Raw genomic sequence first — 16,651 nt, 5'->3', positions numbered from 1 at the left:
TTTTCCTTCACGAAGTGAAGAAAATCATAAAGAAATATTTCTTTATAAAATTTGTATCACAAATTTTATAACTTCGTGGTAGAAATTAGATTTTGATTTGGATGAGATAGTTTAAAAAAAGGCGCTGAATGGGTCAGCGCCATAAATAAAATCTGAATGTTAAAGATTAAATATCTTTTTGAGCTTTTTTCTCCTGTTTCATTTTTCTTTTTTCTTTTTTCGTGAATTTGGGTTCTTTCTTGGCCTCTTTCTGGCCTTTGTCTTTCTTTCCTTTTGTTCCCATAATATTCTCCTTTCTATATAAATTATCTTTTTTGTTTTGATTTATGTCAATAGTTCTGTGAAAACAATGAATTCGATATTTGAATCGAATATTCAAATATCATAACAAGAATAAACGCAAAGAATAAATTAAGTTAACCAAAAATGAACAAGAATAAATACAAATAAGTTAACCACGAATCCGATTTTTCATCATAGATGAAAATATCGTGACAAGAATGATCACGAATAAGAGCAAAGAATAAATTTAGTTAACCACATAAATAAAACCCATCATAACAGGCGGATTAATTTTTCAGGACATGTTTGCGATTTTGTATTAAAATTCTTGAAACATGAAGATAAAAAAACTTTCAATAAATGGGCTGATTCTCGCCGAACTCGACAAATTCGAGGACGCGAGGGGGAGTTTTTTCGAAATATTCAATTCGGCTAAAGCTCCATTTCCTGATTTCGAAGAAATCAAACAGATCAATTATTCTTATTCGATTAAAAACGCTTTGCGGGGACTCCATTACCAGATTGAACCCCACAGTCAGTCAAAACTGATACACGTCGTCGAGGGTAAGATTTTCGACGTCGCAGTTGATATCAGACTGAAATCTCCTACTTTCAAAAACTGGACAAGCGCGGTCCTCGACTCTTCTAATCCCGAAATATTTTACATACCAAAAGGTTTCGCCCACGGATTCTGCGTTTTGAGCGAAACGGCAAAAGTTGTCTACTGCGTTTCCGGCAATTATAACGTGTCTTGCGAAAGAGGGATCTCATTTGACGACCCCGAACTCGGCATTCCATGGCCGAACGGACCTCACGTGATGTCGGAAAAAGACAGAACGCTTCCTCTTTTATCAAATATTATAGATTTTTTCTGAAAGTTTTTTCTCAAGCGAGAGGAAGAAGTATTCTGAATTCTGTGCCTGAATTGATTTCTGATCTGACTGAAATACTGCCTTTGTGAAAGATCACAAGTTTTTTCGCTATGACAAGACCCAGCCACGCGCTTTTTTCTCCCCTCGTGCCGTTTCTCGAAGACGGAAGAAATTTTTCGCCGATAGAAGGAATGTATTCAGAAAGAGTCCCGAGTCCGTTATCTTTAACCGTCAGGACTGCGTTCCCGGATTTATGCGAGATCTCAATTTCAATAATTCCGCCAGGTTCAGTGTATTTTATGGAGTTCTCCAGAACATTTTCAATTATCTCTATAAACGCGGACTCGTCAATAAAAACCTCTGCACGGACGGTTTTTACCGAAAGCTTTAAACTAATGTTTTTTTTCTGCGCGGTCTTTTCAAACAACGGAAAATGCTTTTCGAGGCAGACCGGGATGTCTTTTTTTGTGAGTTTCAAAGAAAAAGACGGCTCTTCAAGATGAGACAGCCTGGTTATCCTTTCAATCAAACCGAGAGAATCTTTTACCGTTTCGCTTATGGATTTGATGTATTTGCAGCTGTCTCCGGAGTCTTCGTTCTTCTTCGCGGACATCAGTTCGATCGCTGAATTTATTGAATCCATGCTCTCCTTGAGGTCTTTGGAAATAAAACCGAAGAGATTTTCCTTGACCTGAATCACCTTTGCAAGTTCTTCGTAAACTTTATTCAATTCCACCTGATGAAGATCTATTTTCTTTTTCGCTTTTTCAAGCTCCAGGTTTTTTTCTTTGAAGATTTTATTTTCTCTCTCTATCTTGTCTATTTCGTGGTTCAGTTCTATGTCAATTATTTTTGTTTTCTTTTCGTTGTCGTTTATCACTTCCTGAATTTTGTAGTATTCTATTAAAAGCTTGTACGCTTTGTCGAAGTCGCCGAGTTTCTTGCATATTTCAGAAAGGTCTTTAACTATCTCGTTTTTGTGATACGGCATGTCTATTCCCGATGAATAAGCGTAAGCCTTTTCAAAGTAATCACGGGCTTTCTGATTGTCTCCGATTTCAACGTATACAGCTCCTATTGCGTGATTTATTGTTGCAAGATCTTTTTTGTCACCCGTTTTTTTTCTTTCTTCGAGAGATTTATTAAGCAAATTCAGGGATTCTGAAAAATTTCCGATGCCTTGATAAGCTTTCCCGAGATTTAGCATCACCGAAGACAGACCTCTGGTGTCGTTTATTTTTTGTTTTATCTTTATGCTTTTTTCAAAATATTCCAATGATTCTTTGAAATCGTTTGTCTCGCACAACGTAGTCCCAATGTTCATGTAAAGGTCTGAAAGTATTTGATCGTCGCCTGCATTTTCCATCGTTTTAAGCGATTTTTCGAAATAGTTGTTGGCTTTATCAATATCGCCGCTTCTGAGGTAGAGAATTCCTATGTTGTTGCATATACCGGAAAGGCTTCTGTAATCACCTGTGTATTCACTGCAGTTCAGCGCCTTGAAAAGACATTCGAGGGCGTTGTCGTATCTCAGGATTTCTATGTAGACTATTGAAAGATTATTCAGAGTGGCTGATATCTTATCCGGGTCGTCGAGGCTTTCTCTCAGAGTCAAAGCGTTAAGGTAGTTCTCGATGGATTTTTCGTAGTTCTTAATGCTGTAATATATTCTCCCCGTGATATGATAGACAGTCGCGAGAGCGTCGTCGTTCCTGTCTTCGATTGCCATCGTCAGAGCCCTGTCGAGAGTCTGCAGGCTCAGGTGGTAATTTCTGTTTTTTTCATGGTAAGCGACAAGCTCTATAAGCATAGAAATCTTTTTTTTGGGATCGTCGCTTTTTGAAATTTTCTGCTCAAGTACTTTGGGATTTAATTCGGAAATATCGGAGGTAGACCTGTTTTTTTCTTTCAATACACCCTTCCGGTGAATCCGTTTTTGCTTGCGTGGATATATTGCATTCAGGTATTTTCAAAGTCAATTACAATATTTTTCCTCGCGCCGTCGAATCTACTGTATTTTACCGACGAGCTGTCGAACATCTTTTTTGCGGCAATCGTCTGGTCGGATTCGGCGTATTTGTCTGAAAGATAAATGACTTCCTTTATTCCCGACTGTATTATAACTTTGGCGCATTCGTTGCACGGAAAAAGACCGACGTATATTCTGCAGTCGTATAGTTCGACGCTTATTTTATTTATGACGGCGTTTAATTCGGCGTGACACACGTAAGGATATTTTGTGTCGAGAAAGTCCCCCTCTCTCTCCCATGGAAAATCGTCATCGGAACATCCGAGGGGAAATCCGTTGTAACCGACGCCGACAATTTTGTTTCTTGAGTTGACTATGCAGGCGCCAACCTGCGTCGAGGGGTCTTTGCTTCTTTTTGCAGAAAGTATTGCTACGCCCATGAAATATTCATCCCAGGTCAGATAATCATTTCTTTTTTCCGACTGCATTATTTTTCCTTTCCAAAAATCGTTTTATCTCCATGCTTCTTTTAATGTGGTCGCGAGTCGGCCGGATCTTGATCAATTCCTTCAAGTGTCTTTGAGCCGAGGAATAAAGAAATTTATCTACTTTTTCCGGATTATTTTCGGCTGATCCGTCCGTTTTTTTTGCTGACGCGATGGTTTTTATGCTCTCTAAAAATTCTTTGTCTTTGGCCAGCAAAACAGCTTCACCGGTTTTGACAATAGATGAATAAGTTTTAGCCATTTCATGAAGGATGTCAGCCCTGTTTTTTAAAGTCATTTCCCTGTCGGACAAAAGAGCCAAGCGATAAATAGAATTCTTCTTTTCCGACGGCGATGATTTTTTCAGACGCGTTATCTTCGACAGCAAGACCTGGGCCGTGATGTCAGCTTCGTCTTTATCTGAAAGCTCAAGTATACAGTTAACAATTCTTGAGGCCGGTTTCAGCCTTCCTCTGGAAATCTCAGCGTCCGCCTGCAGAAGATGTATATCTTTAACGAATTTGCCGTGTTTCAGCTCACTTGCAATATTTTCTGCTTTTTTCAAATATTTTAATGCCAGGTCAATTTCACCAGTTTTTACGCTCACTATCCCGAGATTTATCATGGCGTACATAAGATTCCACTGGACACCCGTTTTTTTAGCCTCTCGAAGTTGTTCTTCAAGAAATTTTAATGCTTTTTTGTTCTGACCCATATCTATGTATGCTATTCCGATGTTGCCGAGAGAGGAAAAAACGCCGATCTGTTCTCCAATGGCTTCCGAGATGTCCTTGCTTTTTTTGAAATATCCGATGGCTTCGATGTAGTTCCCTTTCTGGTAATACAGCTGTCCCATGCTTCTTAAAATGAAGGCTTTGCCTTTTTCGTCCATGAGCGAATTCGCCATCGATAGAGAATCCTTGAAATATTTGCGTGCCGTTTTCAGCTCTCCCAACTGCATTTTCAGAAGGCCGATGTTGGCTGTCACCTGCTGTGTCTCGGCTTTATCGCCGAGTTCTTTCGCGACGGATAGTTTGAGATTGTAAAGTCTTTCGGCTTCAGTCAGATTTCCGGTGTCTTTGTTGAGAACTCCGAGATTGCCGTAAGTTTTCGAAAGTTCCACCCTGTCACCGAGCTCTTTAACTACCTTCAAATTTTCTTCGAGGCATTCCTTCGCTTTCTCGTATTTACCCTGCATCGCAAAAGCGAGCCCCATGTTTCCGACTGCCCGGGCGTAAAGCCTCTTGTCCTGAATTCTCTGAGCCATTTCGAGCTGTTTCTCGAAAGCCTGCATGGCTTTGTCCATGAAACCCTGTCTCCAGAAGACGACTCCCTGATCGAGCATGACCTGAGAAAGGCCTCTTTCATCTGAAATCCTTTCGTAAATAATCCTCTGTGATTCGTAGTATTCGAGAGCTCCGGCGTAATCTCCCTGACTTGTCATCAAAAAGCCGAGGTCTCCGTAAACCTGCGCAAGTTCTTTGTCGCAGTGATTGTCTAAAAAATATTTTTCGGCTTCTTTCAGTATTTTCTGGGCTTCGTTGTATTCACCTTTGTTTAAAAGATGCCTGCCCAAGTTGCGTAGCGCCAAAGAATGAGAGTGACTGTCCCCTTTTTTTGATGATAAACTCAAGGCAAATCTGTAATATTGTTCGGCCTTCTGCCAATTTCCAAGAAATCTTTCAATTTCAGCGGCTCTGATGAGGACTGACTCAAATTTCAGGTCTGCATCGACAAGTTTCATTTTCCGATCAATCTCTTCGGCCTTTTCATCGTTGATTTCATCCGACAAAATGGCGTTATCTCCGGAAAAAGCCACCGAGGTAACAAGTTTCCCGTAATATACTGAGGCGTCAGAATAACGGTATTTTGAAGATAATTTTTCGGCTGATTTGTAAAGGTAATAAAGCCGTTTTGCTTCGTTTTCCGCGTGTTCGAAATGATAGGACAACTCTTCGAATCTGTCTTCGAGATCACTTGAATAAACGATCTCAATCGTCTCTCCCGCTTTTTCGTGAAGCGATTTTAAATCCTTTTTCAACTGCATGCGGTAAACGCACTCTCGTATCATCGCGTGTAAAAAAGCGTAAAAACTCGCCGAGAGGGGCGCCCATATTGCTTCGTTTTCGCCTTCTTCGAGAAACGGCGAAATGTCGCCGAGTTCCGTCACCTTTGAGAGTACGAGGGTTTCGAAGTCTTTGCCGAGGACTGAAGCGGCTTTAATCAGACCCTTCAGCTTGAATTTCAAAAGGTCCAATCTTGAAATTATAAGTGAATTGATGTTGGACGGAAATTCGATTTCTTCAGTATCCAAACTGCTCTCGGTGGACAAACTGCCCTTGTTTTTCAAAAAAAGGAGTATCTGTTCCATGAAAAGCGGATTACCTTCGGTGATATCAATTATCTTTTCCACGACATAATCCGGAACCGAGTTTTCGTTTCCAGAAAGTTCTTTCAGCCTTCCCGAAATATAAGCATGGGAGTCTTCCCTTCCGAAAGAGTTCAGTGATATTTTATAAATTTTTTCAGAAAGTATTTCGTACGGAGGGACGGTTTTACCCGCAACAATCCTGTAGGACAACAGAACGCAGAGAGGTGTGAACTCTGCGTCCGCAATTATGTAGTTGAGCAGTTTGAGCGAGTCAGTGTCGATCCAGTTGGTGTCTTCGATTTCAATGACGAGCGGTTTAATCGAAGCGTAAGAACGAAAAAAGTTCCTCAGGGAATTTAACGTGTTGTCATAAACGGCTTTCGCGTCGTACAGAGAATATATCTGAGACCCCTGTTCAAATCCGAGAAGAGCGTAAAAGAAAACACGGCCGAACTCCAGATCAGATCTCGCATTTTCATCTTTCAATTCCGATTTCAGCGAATCATACGCCATGTCAAAAGCCGATATTTTTTCTTCGTCTGAACAGTATTCCGGCCGCTCTGCGAACTTTCTTATAAAATCAGTAAACGGATGAAAACTGTTCGCCATAAGGTCGTCGCAATTCATGCTGAACCAATTCACATCGCTTTCAGAAAGCACAATATTTTTGATGTGTCTCAAAAATCTCGTTTTGCCGACTCCCGCGGATCCTTCCACCAGAACCACTCCCGCAAAGCGTTTTTCGAACATCGGATAAAGTATTTTCTTCAGTCTTTCCGTCTCATCCCTTCTCGATATGAAAGGACCTTCGAAATTTTCACCCTGTGAAAACGTTTTACCCCTGTCAATAGAACAGACACGAATCACATTTTTTTCAAATCCTTTCAGAACTTCATTTCTTTCACCGACGACAGTGCAATAGCGGCAGACGTCTCCTATCATGCTTTTATCAACAGATATCTCGCCCCATCCGGACACCTGCGATATCCTCGCCGCAAGATTGACAACAGAACCGAGAACAGTGTATTCCGACCTTTTTTCACTGCCAATGAAACCGGCGTATACCGTGCCGGAGGTCATTCCTATCCTGGCTTTTCCTCCGAGAGCGTCCATTGTGTCCAGGGCGAAGTTGCAGGCTCTCTTTGCCATATTTTCCAAACCCAACGGAGCGCCGAAAACGACAAGAATTACCCATCCCTTGTCCCCGAAGTCTATTTTGTTGAAATAACCCGAATATTTTGACGCGGTTTCAATGATTTTTCCTATATTTTCGTCGTTGACTGAGTTTTCTTCTACAAAAATAAAACATGGTATGACTCCGCGGAATTCGCCTGAGACGCTTGTCTTTAAAAGGTTTTCAGAAAAAAACCTTTTCATCGGCGCAGTTTCAAGATCAAACGGTTTTTTCTTGACGTCCACACTGGCAATCTTTTTTATCCTGGAAACTGCGTTTTTAGCGTAAAAGATACCGTCTTCTGCTGTGGCGGCGTCCAAGGCGACGAGACCACAGGAATCGACGAGAGCTCTGTCGAGCGCCACGGCTCCCGGAGAAGAGTTTCTGACAAGATCGTTGCTTTTTTTCAGGGGATCTCCGTAGAAAAAAAAAGTCGCCCAGCTGCGGCTCTCTATAATTCGCCAGAATACGCTTCCTCTTGAAAGCCCGACTTTTACAGAAAACTTGAAATCGCCGAATTTTGTTTTTATTTCACCGGTTTCGGAAAGCGACGTTATTATTCTTCCTGAAACATCCAAAATTTCTTTGACGCCGACCGAGTTTTCAGGAAAAAGCGACGTAAAAGAATCTCCCGCGAAGGAAGATACGAATCCTCCGTAAACATCAATAATATCAATCACTGGCGTGAATATTCTGTTTATTGCGTCGGAGATTATTTCCGAACCCGCGCCGGATTTTTCAGAAAGAGACTCGGTTATGGAAGTGAAGCCCGCTATATCGGCAGTCAGTACGAACGAATTGAAACGACCTTCTTTTCTGCCTTCACAATAGCGTTCGCATATCATTTCAGGGACCAGAATTCTCATTTTCAATCCGCGTTTACAATGTTTGAAAAACCGGAGCCACGATAAAGATTATCACACATTCAGACATACCGAAACCCCTGGAATGGTGAATCACAAAAAGTAGTACAAACTGTAAAACCCGGCGTAAGCGAATATGATATGTTTCGGTATTCTGCCAACAAGGCTGTACAAAAGGAACTTCCAAAGAGGATACCTCAACATGCCCGATACTATCCCCGCTACATCAAAAAGGGGGTTGGGAATGAAAGCCAGGACGACAATCGTCAGACCGCCCCATTTTTTCATCCAACCTGATATTTTTCTGTACTTTTCTCCGTCTTCGACAGCTATCCTGCCGCCGTATCCGAGAAGGTATCCGGTTATCTCACCGGCTGCGGAACCGACGCCTGATACCACCCCGACTAAAACGGGATTCAGGACCGCTCCGAAGGTAAAAACCAGAAAAAGTCCGGGGACTGGAAGTATTATACTCGCCGAGCTGAGAACGGAGATGAGAAAAAGACCTGCGTAACCGTAATCCTTCAGATATTCAATTCTGTTCCTGAAAATCAAAATGAGAACGCTCAATGCGACGACAATAATTATCAATGATATCTGAAATATTTTCTGTCTCGCAGAGACGTTTTTTAAATAGTGTTTCATCCGCCCGGATTAAGGGACAAAAATCCCTCTGCTGCCGTCGCTTTCGAAATGCACTTTTTCACCGCCGGGACTGAGATAAGGCTGAAAGCTTATCCTGTTGAGCCAGTCTATTCTCCTTCTCACCGAAACCGAGTCCACGAGAAAATACGGCTGAAAATGCATGTTGAAGACAGGGTGTACGGTCACTGAGTCGAGATCGAGGGAATCCGACAGATAGATTCTTACGAACAGTCCGAAGTCTTTTTTACAGTAAGAGTTTTCGACCGTTGACATGTCGCGCGCGCCGAGCATAAGGAAGTTTCCGAGACTGTAGAAGGCTATTCTTCCGTCGTTGTATTCGACGCCCTGAACTATGTGAGGGTGCGTGCCGACGACGAGATCTATCTTGTATTCGTCGAGAGCTTTTCTGAAGACCGATGTCTGTATCTGAGTCACAAATTCGTTTCTCTCAAGACCGGCGTGAACGGCAAGTATTCTGTAATCGGCTTCGGCCACAGACAATTCCTGAAGTACTCTGTCGCAGAATGAAGTCAGAGCGACACCTGCTCCGTACCTCGTCGCCGGCAGACCGGAAATGCCTATGCTCGAAAACGCGAACGTGTGACCTTTTACCTCAAAAACAGACGGTTTGACAGATTCTTCATAATTTTTCCCGGCGCCTGCGAAAGAAAACGTGAAATCCGACTGCAGTGCCGAAATGTTATCAATGGTCTGGATTATACCCTGGGCACCGTAATCTTCCATGTGGTTGTTTGCAAGACCGAAAAGGTTGAAGCCTAACCCGAGAAGGTGACGAAAAGCGTTGGTGTGCATCCTGAAACAAAAACTCTTGTCTGCATGTCTGAGAGTATTGTCGTTCAGAACTACGGTTTCGAGATTGCAGTAGTTAATGTCTCCGTTGATTTGTCCTTTTATGGAGTCGCTGAAGACGGAAAAAGTGAGGACTCCCCTGCTCGAAACCGCACCACCTGAGTCAACGTAAGTTTTCGACGCCGACATGTTTATATCTCCGGCCAAAGTTATCACAACAGACCTGTCTGGAGCTTCTACTGTGACCTGCCTGAAACCGAATTTATCGTAAATGTAGTCATCGGTTATCAGAACCGGATCGAAAAACACCCTTTGACTGCAAAGCAGAGACAGCAGTATGATCATGTTCATTTAATTTCCCCTCGTTTTTTCCGGATTATCATCTGCTCAAACTCTCGAAAATTCGCTTTTCATAATCCGGCAGGTCGTCAAAACCCGGCGACGAGCCCCAAATGAAAATATAAGTTCTGCCTCTGTTTCTTTTCAGCGTGCTTATCATGTCGATTATGCCGTATGCCGTAACGTGAATACAACCCTTCGAACCTTCATCTTCGCCAGCCTCTTCTTCCTCAGAAAGGCCGAAGCCGTGGACAATGACACCTCTCAACAGAGGGTTGTTCTGACCCAGTGTCTCCTCGTATATGGACCTTCCGTTTTTAATGACGTTGACGAGAAGAATTTTTCCTGTCGTTATTTCGCCCGGATGAGTCGAGCTGAGGTTTGTATATTTTTCCTGCGCGAGATAATAATCTCCGAAAACGTAAAATCCCGTCGGAGTCCTGCCCGATCTTCTTAGAAAACCGAAACCGAGGCGGCCCGTTCTGACCGGGTAAACACTTTCGATTTCAAAAATCACTTCTTCTCCGTCAACTTTGTAAGGAATGCCGTAAACGAGTCTCTGGACCGACACGCCTTCGTCGTCACCTCTTTTTTGTCCTAAGCGGGGAGACTCAGGAGTCTCCGGAAGATATTCGGCGGGATCTATGTAATAAAGATGCCCCTCTCTCGAAAGCTCACACCTGTCGCAGTGGATTTTCAGTGCCGACAGAACGGTTGAAATCCTTTCGCCGACTTCAGAAGAAACCGCTATGTTCCCCTGCAAACCGAATGTCATAATCAAAAAAAACAAAGTCAAATCAGTTTCTTTGTCTTATCAGTCTGCCTTCGGCGAATACGGCGCGGGGATAAGCTGAAAAATGCAAGGGATCATTGTCCCACACGACGAGGCTGGCGAGTTTTCCGGTCTCCACGGTTCCGAGAGTTTCTTCAACTCCGAGAATTTCCGCGTTGTTTTTTGTTATTATTCCTATCGCCTTTTCCTCAGTCATGCCGTATATCATGAAATACTTGAGACTGTCCCTGAGAGAGCCTGTCATAATGACGGGATGATCCGTCATCAAACCGTAAAAAGCCTTCGATTCCATCAGCAGTTTTACATTCTGGTAATACGAATGTTTGAGTTCAACCTTGTACGAGAATGAGTTCAGCGGTCCATACACTATCGGAATACCGTTTTCAGCGAGTTCATCGAATATTTCTTTGTGAAAAACGTTGCCGAGATGGTCCGCCGTCGCTTTAATTTTGTATTTTTTTACAAGGTCTATGAGATAAAGGGCGTCGTCCTCTTTGTGAACGTGGACTTTGACAGTCTTCTTCCCGTCGAGGATTTTTAGGATCTCTTTTTCGGCTGAGGAAAGTTCGAGCTCAAAAGCTTTTTCTATTCTCGCCGTCTCTTCTTTCGCCTCGTCTCCGGTTATTTTTTTTTCGGAAAGCGATCTCGACAACGCCGATTTTTCTTTTTCGGCGGCTACTCCGGCCTTCTCTCTCTTGCAAAGCACTTCGTCGAATTTGCTTTCAAGCATGGCGTAGATTCCCATCCTTGTGTTGGGTCTTTCGCCTTTCCACTGACCTGTAGAACGGGGATTGTATCCGAGAGCCATTTTGTAACCGTACTCTTTAAAGAGTCCTTCTCCCCTGTTCTGAGCGAAATTTCTTATAACGACTGCTTTTCCGCCGAGAAGATTCCCGCTGCCGGGGACAACACAGCTGTAAAGTACACCGAAATCCACAGCGTCAGAAAAAGCCCTGTCGTCGAAATAAATGCTGTTGTAAGGATCGTTGAGAGGAAGGAATTGCGAGGTTATGTCGTTGGTCTCTTCTTCGTCTCCGGGTTCACCCTCCCTGGCCATTCCGATGTGAGAATGGGCGTCTATGAAAGACGGAGTTACTATTCCTGAAATATCAGCTCTGGCGGAACTTTTTGAGATATCGGTGATTTTGTCTTTTTCGATCACCACATTCACGTCATCAATTTTCTTTATGCCGTCGAATAGAGTCTCGGCGTGAATTACTGTTCTTTGTTTTTCGGGCACGAGCAACCTCCGGTTTTTTTTAAAGTTCTCCCCAGCCTGCGTAAAATTCAAAAAATGGTCCTGATATATCCATGGACGGGCCTCCTTCGACATTGAAAGAAGGGGTTTCCCAGGAAAAACAATAAGGAGTGAAACGATAACCAAAATTACCCCCGAGCACTATTCCCGATTTTTCAGAGACGCACTTCAGAGGGCCAATAAGCAAATCAGTTCCTATTGATAAAGACACGCTGAAAATTTTGCCGGAAAATTCAATTCCTCTTTCGGGAAAAAGTAAAAGAGAATCAAATCCGGTCTTTTCGGCATCAAATATCTTCAATCTGACATCATTGATCCCGGCTCCGAAAAGCAAATAAAAATCCGCATTTTCGCTTTTTTTAAATACATAACCAAATTGACTTTCGGCGTATATCCATTCAGCGCTGACGCTGATCGTTCTGCCTCCTTCAGCGTTCTTCTGAGGCAGATATTTTCTCCCGGCAAGTCTGAGGATGTACCTGTCGCCGACTTTGTAGTGATAACCTATCCCGTAAGAATAAAAGCGCTGACAGAATTCAGGATAGCCGAATTTTCTCAAAGAGGTGTTGAGTTCTGACATCTCAGCCCTGTTGTATCCGCCGAGCAGATATACGTAACTTTTTTTCTCAATCTTTTCAATTAAAGGTAATTGAGCGCTTGACACGACTGAGAAAAGAATAGTTATAAAGTAAATTGCCCCAGTTTTTTTCATTGATTTGCCGATCTTATGATTTCAATTTAAAGGTAAATTCTATTTCAAGTGACTTGAAAAAACAAAGGGAATGTCAATGTTTTTTTTTAAAATTCTTTTTTTTTCTTCTTTTGTCCGCGCTCATTTTCTTCCATTTGCTTTCGTAAGGGAATTCGTCCGAAGTTTTTCTGTCTCTGATCTTTACTCTCTTTTTTCTGCCGTCTTCAAAATCGTCCGCTTCCAAAAATTCATTGGAGTCGTCGCCGCTGAATTCATCAGCTTTTTGGCCGCTCAGCTCAGAACCAAAAAACATTTCCTTTCTCCGTGTGTTCCATGATTGTTGTACATTTTAAGCCTAAACGAAAGAGGTTCTCCTCGTGGAGAACCTCTCAAGAAAAAAACAGCAAACATCAAAACCCTGTCAGCGGCGCCGAGATAACCAGCAAATGCTATTCGAGCCGCTTGTTTTCACAGAGATTCCTGATCTCCGAAATAACTAGTGTTATTTCTTTTTGGCTTTCGCTGCCGGTTTTTTCGCCGCGGCTTTTTTCACTGTTTTCTTGGCCGCCGGTTTAGCTGTTTTGCAAGTCTTCTTCGCCGTTGTCGCTTTCTTCTTTACTGCCATTTTTGCCTCCATTTGATGTTAACTATATTACTTATAACATTTTTAAAAAAAATGTCAATAATAATTATTCATAAAGGCATACAAACGGAGTTCGTTAGAAATACATATACAATGAATGTATATTTTAAGATGCCTCAGAATGCCTGTCGTCATTGGCTAAATATCTCGATACTACATAAAATAAGGGCCGGATAAGTGTTTTTCTCGCCACTGTTCTGAGAACATCAGATTTCTCAATAGTTTTGGCGACCGGAGGGCCCACAATGTTGTATAATGAAACAAAAGTTCTCCCACATAAAGTTTTTATCAGAAAATCATCCCGCCATCTTGAAAGGCATAAAACAGTGTCTGAATTCTCACCCTCGCAGGCAGTGACTACAAAACATTTTTCCTTTTTTCCTTTGAACGTAGCCGGGTCTATCTTGAGTTCTCTGAGCGCTTCCGTTACTGCCGGTTCTGTTTTCATAGGTTCAGTGAAATTGTAATTTTCGACGAGCATTTTTACGCCCTTGTCTTCGCCGAGTTTATAGAGAGCCACTGCGGCTCTCGTCCACACTATATACGATTCGTCGGAATACATTTCTTTTGTTAGATAAGGAACCGCCTCCTTGTATTCCATTTCTCCGAGCGCGTCGCATGCGGCCTGCCTGACGTATTTGTTTTCATCGCTCAAAAGGCCCATGACTGGTCCGAGCATTTTTTTCGACTGAACGTAGGCAGCGGCTTTTGCTATCGTAATCCTGTCGAGATAATCCGAGCTTGTCACGTTCTTGAGAAACTCGCCCAGCAGTTTTTCATCCGTTCCGAATTTTATGTATATAGTTTTTTTTTCTTTTTCGGATCCGTATTTGAGTACGTTGAAGATAGCGCCGATATCATTTTCCATATTACCTCCAGTTGTTAATATTTATTTCAACCGTCATTTCTTCTTTTCTGTCTTCGCAAAACCAGCGTCCGGCTGATATTATGACCGACTGCATGTTCTTTTCAAATCCGCTTTCGCTGAGATTAACAGAATAAGCAGGCGTTAAAAGCCAATCTGCTGATACGGAGGAAGACATCGTCAATACTGATCCAACCACTTCATCGGTAAATTTCAAAGCATTTCCATTGAATTCGGTTCTGTCTCCGGGAAAGGCTGATTTTTCGCCGTTACCGAAAGAGAAACGCCTCTTCTCGCTGAAGGCTTCGGGCACGAGAAGGCAAATATAACACCTGAAATAAAGACAGGCATCCGAAAGGTTTTCGAGTGAATAAAAGGACATGATTCTCTTTGAATTTGCCGTCAAAATTTTTGTATTTTTAATAGAAAATTTTTCGGTCATATCTTTTTCGAAATCGAATATCCAGTTATCACCTTCTTTTTTAGTCGAGCAATCTCTGAAGGATTTTCTGCTGTCAAAAATCACTCCATCTCTGAACGGGTCTTCGTTCTCTTTGCCGAGAGAGACAAGATCGAAAAAAATCCCCTGCGAATCGGTGTCAAAATAGAGGAATTGTGCGGCATCCCGGTCCCTGTAAAGATATTTGTCGTGTATGGTCGCAACTCCACTGTCGTTATCTTCCGGCAAGGTCTTCATGTGTCTGTGATAAGCTTCCTCTTTTCGTGTAAGACAGTTGGCAAAATTGAACATGACGTCCCTGTCGCTGAGCTCTGTTATCATTCCTCCTTTGAAAGGATCTATCACGGCCGTGATTTTCGAATCGTGATAAAGCAATTCATCCCTGCCGTCGGAGTTGATATCTACGGCTGATAATTTAGACCAGTCCGATCCTTCTTTTGTTTCCGCAAAATGAATTTTCTCGGCCGACAGAAGATTTTTGTAGAGGCTTTCTCTGAGGTGCGGCAGGTATATCCCTCCGAATATACCGTGCCAATATCCGCAATTGCACTGTGCTCTCCAAATACATTTCCTTTTTTCGTCTGGCCGGCAGTCATCGTCGAGCGATGATTCGGAAATCAACGCGACTCTCTTGTTCAGCTGATTGGATTCCGGATACTTCGACAGGTAATTTCTCCAAAATCCGCCTCTTAAAAATCCTTCGTATTTCTCGTTATTTCCGTTTTTTTTCACATTCTCAGAAAAAGTTTCAATATCAATCCTCGCTTCGGTGGGCAGGCACCACTGAGTCAGTTCAAAATATGAACAAGCCGGAAAATAGGTCAATCCTGCCGGAGAAAGTTTCGCCACCGCTTGCGAAGGCAGTATCATCTCAATTTCGGGATCTTCAGAAATGGCTCTGAAAAAGTTTTCAAGCCAGCTTCCTGTATATACGTGTTGAAAAGTTCCGGGCCACGTTCCGAATTTTTCCCCGTCGTCGAACAAAACGGCAAGAGAATCTCCATTGAGATTTTTCGGCGCCGATTTTACAAGTCTTACGGCCTCTTCGACCTGGTGAAACGGAATGGCGTATCTCAGGTCTTTCGAAATCGGGAAGACGTTTATTTTTTTATTCTGATCTTCACTGACGTGATATCCGCCAAGTCTGTCTTCAGCGACACCGGCTCCGAAAAAATGAAAATCGTCGAGAAATGTGAAATTCATTCCGGCGTCGTAGAGCAAGGAAGGTAGATGCGGCTCCCACGCTCTTTCAGCGAGCCATAATCCTTTCGGTTTAACGCCAAATCTTTCAAATATCCACCCGTTCATGTATTTTATCTGTCCCAGCGCGTCCCATCTGGGTATGGCGGGAAGTATGGGCTCGTAAAATCCCCCCGAAATAATTTCGATTCTTTCCTGGGAGGAGAAAGATGCGAGGTTATTTAAAAACTCCGGATTGTTTTCTTCGGCCCATTCGAGAAGAGGACCGGAATAATGCAACGCGACTTTTATTCTGTCGAATTTTTTCATCATTTCTATGAAGGGTTCGTAGGCCATTTTAAAATTCTCTTCGAAAACGAACCCGAAATTTCCAACGGGCTGATGGCAGTGAAGTCCGAGAATGAAATAATTTTTTGGCAAAGCTTCAAAACCTTTCAAGAGTGTCGTCAATTATCGGCGCTGTGAAGGTATCAGTCAGAACCGCAGTCGTCTCAGGCTGTGTTTCAACCGGAAAAATGACTTCAGTATTATCTACGGCAGTGTCTGATTCGCCTGGCGGGTCTGTATGAACAGTTTCAGCGGAAATTATCCCTGAAGTTTGTAAAGTTTCGGGCAATACAGTCAGGACGGCTGCCGATTCGACGTCATTTGAACTGTCTTCATGTTCCGACAAAATCAGGTTTGAAGTGTCGGGAAACTCATGGAGTGATTCCAGATGTCCGGGGTGATTTTCGTTCATTCTGACCCACGGCGGTTGTGCCAGACCCAATACAAAACCGGATATGAAAACGGCAAGGAAAAAAAGAGTAATTATTACTTTTTTTTTCAAGTTCCGCCTTCAGGTTTAATTTGTTTTATCGGGGTGATTGGATTTGAACCAACGACCCCCTGCTCCCAAAGCAGGTGCGCTTCCAACTGCGCCACACCCCGA

Annotated in this window: 13 protein-coding genes and 1 tRNA gene; 1 reads left to right on the top strand and 13 read right to left on the bottom strand. The window is 42.8% G+C overall.

Translation table 11 applies throughout. The features are described 5' to 3' along the window. The first annotated feature begins 617 nt into the window (after nt 1–617). Nucleotides 618–1,157, top strand: coding sequence for a dTDP-4-dehydrorhamnose 3,5-epimerase (rfbC, locus tag JXL83_06220; protein MBN2363708.1), 540 nt, complete (start codon nt 618–620; stop codon nt 1,155–1,157). A 10-nt stretch (nt 1,158–1,167) separates the two neighbouring features. Here the strand turns inward: rfbC and JXL83_06215 are convergent, their stop codons facing one another. The 13 genes from JXL83_06215 to JXL83_06155 all read right to left on the bottom strand — a co-directional run bounded on the left by JXL83_06215 (nt 1,168) and on the right by JXL83_06155 (nt 16,650). After that, nucleotides 1,168–3,066 carry a tetratricopeptide repeat-containing sensor histidine kinase gene (locus JXL83_06215; protein MBN2363707.1) on the bottom strand — a complete coding sequence of 633 codons (1,899 nt, stop codon included), beginning with the start codon at nt 3,064–3,066 and terminating at the stop codon, nt 1,168–1,170. A 47-nt stretch (nt 3,067–3,113) separates the two neighbouring features. After that, complete coding sequence (locus JXL83_06210; protein ID MBN2363706.1) at nt 3,114–3,611, bottom strand: dCMP deaminase family protein; 498 nt, start codon at nt 3,609–3,611, stop codon at nt 3,114–3,116. Continuing rightward, nucleotides 3,589–8,019 carry a tetratricopeptide repeat protein gene (locus JXL83_06205; protein MBN2363705.1) on the bottom strand — a complete coding sequence of 1,477 codons (4,431 nt, stop codon included), beginning with the start codon at nt 8,017–8,019 and terminating at the stop codon, nt 3,589–3,591. Before JXL83_06205 ends, JXL83_06210 begins: the two co-directional genes overlap by 23 nt. A 90-nt stretch (nt 8,020–8,109) precedes the next feature. After that, on the bottom strand, nt 8,110–8,661 hold the full coding sequence (locus JXL83_06200; protein MBN2363704.1) for a VTT domain-containing protein: 552 nt from the start codon (nt 8,659–8,661) through the stop codon (nt 8,110–8,112). A 9-nt stretch (nt 8,662–8,670) separates the two neighbouring features. Further along, entirely contained in the window at nt 8,671–9,822 is a 1,152-nt protein-coding gene (locus JXL83_06195; protein MBN2363703.1) for a CapA family protein, read from the bottom strand. Nucleotides 9,823–9,850: 28 nt separating this feature from the next. After that, nucleotides 9,851–10,585, bottom strand: a complete 735-nt coding sequence (locus JXL83_06190) for a hypothetical protein (GenBank protein MBN2363702.1) — start codon at nt 10,583–10,585, stop codon at nt 9,851–9,853. A 22-nt stretch (nt 10,586–10,607) separates the two neighbouring features. Next, entirely contained in the window at nt 10,608–11,936 is a 1,329-nt protein-coding gene (locus tag JXL83_06185; GenBank protein MBN2363701.1) for an amidohydrolase family protein, read from the bottom strand. Beyond that, nucleotides 11,863–12,573, bottom strand: coding sequence for a hypothetical protein (locus JXL83_06180; protein ID MBN2363700.1), 711 nt, complete (start codon nt 12,571–12,573; stop codon nt 11,863–11,865). Before JXL83_06180 ends, JXL83_06185 begins: the two co-directional genes overlap by 74 nt. Before the next feature lie 73 nt (nt 12,574–12,646). After that, nucleotides 12,647–12,865 carry a hypothetical protein gene (locus tag JXL83_06175; protein MBN2363699.1) on the bottom strand — a complete coding sequence of 73 codons (219 nt, stop codon included), beginning with the start codon at nt 12,863–12,865 and terminating at the stop codon, nt 12,647–12,649. A 436-nt stretch (nt 12,866–13,301) separates the two neighbouring features. Beyond that, nucleotides 13,302–14,063 (bottom strand): HEAT repeat domain-containing protein, encoded by a 762-nt coding sequence (locus tag JXL83_06170; GenBank protein MBN2363698.1) that lies wholly within the window; start codon nt 14,061–14,063, stop codon nt 13,302–13,304. Between the two features lies 1 nt (nt 14,064). After that, entirely contained in the window at nt 14,065–16,170 is a 2,106-nt protein-coding gene (locus JXL83_06165; GenBank protein MBN2363697.1) for a DUF1926 domain-containing protein, read from the bottom strand. Further along, nucleotides 16,145–16,549, bottom strand: coding sequence for a hypothetical protein (locus JXL83_06160; GenBank protein MBN2363696.1), 405 nt, complete (start codon nt 16,547–16,549; stop codon nt 16,145–16,147). The genes JXL83_06165 and JXL83_06160 overlap by 26 nt, the downstream gene beginning before the upstream one ends. 28 nt (nt 16,550–16,577) lie before the next feature. Continuing rightward, a tRNA-Pro gene (locus JXL83_06155) sits at nt 16,578–16,650 on the bottom strand. Nucleotide 16,651: the final 1 nt, after the last annotated feature.

Source organism: candidate division WOR-3 bacterium (assembly GCA_016934535.1).
Classification (GTDB): domain Bacteria; phylum SDB-A; class SDB-A; order SDB-A; family SDB-A; genus JAFGIG01.
This window is presented reverse-complemented; position numbering and strand designations above follow the sequence as displayed.

Coding starts and splice junctions, on each gene's coding strand:
- rfbC (MBN2363708.1), top strand. CDS start 618: ATGAAGATAAAAAAACTTTCAATAAATGGGCTGATTCTCGCCGAACTC.
- JXL83_06210 (MBN2363706.1), bottom strand. CDS start 3,611: ATGCAGTCGGAAAAAAGAAATGATTATCTGACCTGGGATGAATATTTC.
- JXL83_06205 (MBN2363705.1), bottom strand. CDS start 8,019: ATGAGAATTCTGGTCCCTGAAATGATATGCGAACGCTATTGTGAAGGC.
- JXL83_06200 (MBN2363704.1), bottom strand. CDS start 8,661: ATGAAACACTATTTAAAAAACGTCTCTGCGAGACAGAAAATATTTCAG.
- JXL83_06195 (MBN2363703.1), bottom strand. CDS start 9,822: ATGAACATGATCATACTGCTGTCTCTGCTTTGCAGTCAAAGGGTGTTT.
- JXL83_06190 (MBN2363702.1), bottom strand. CDS start 10,585: ATGACATTCGGTTTGCAGGGGAACATAGCGGTTTCTTCTGAAGTCGGC.
- JXL83_06185 (MBN2363701.1), bottom strand. CDS start 11,936: ATGTCGAAGGAGGCCCGTCCATGGATATATCAGGACCATTTTTTGAAT.
- JXL83_06180 (MBN2363700.1), bottom strand. CDS start 12,573: ATGAAAAAAACTGGGGCAATTTACTTTATAACTATTCTTTTCTCAGTC.
- JXL83_06175 (MBN2363699.1), bottom strand. CDS start 12,865: ATGTTTTTTGGTTCTGAGCTGAGCGGCCAAAAAGCTGATGAATTCAGC.
- JXL83_06170 (MBN2363698.1), bottom strand. CDS start 14,063: ATGGAAAATGATATCGGCGCTATCTTCAACGTACTCAAATACGGATCC.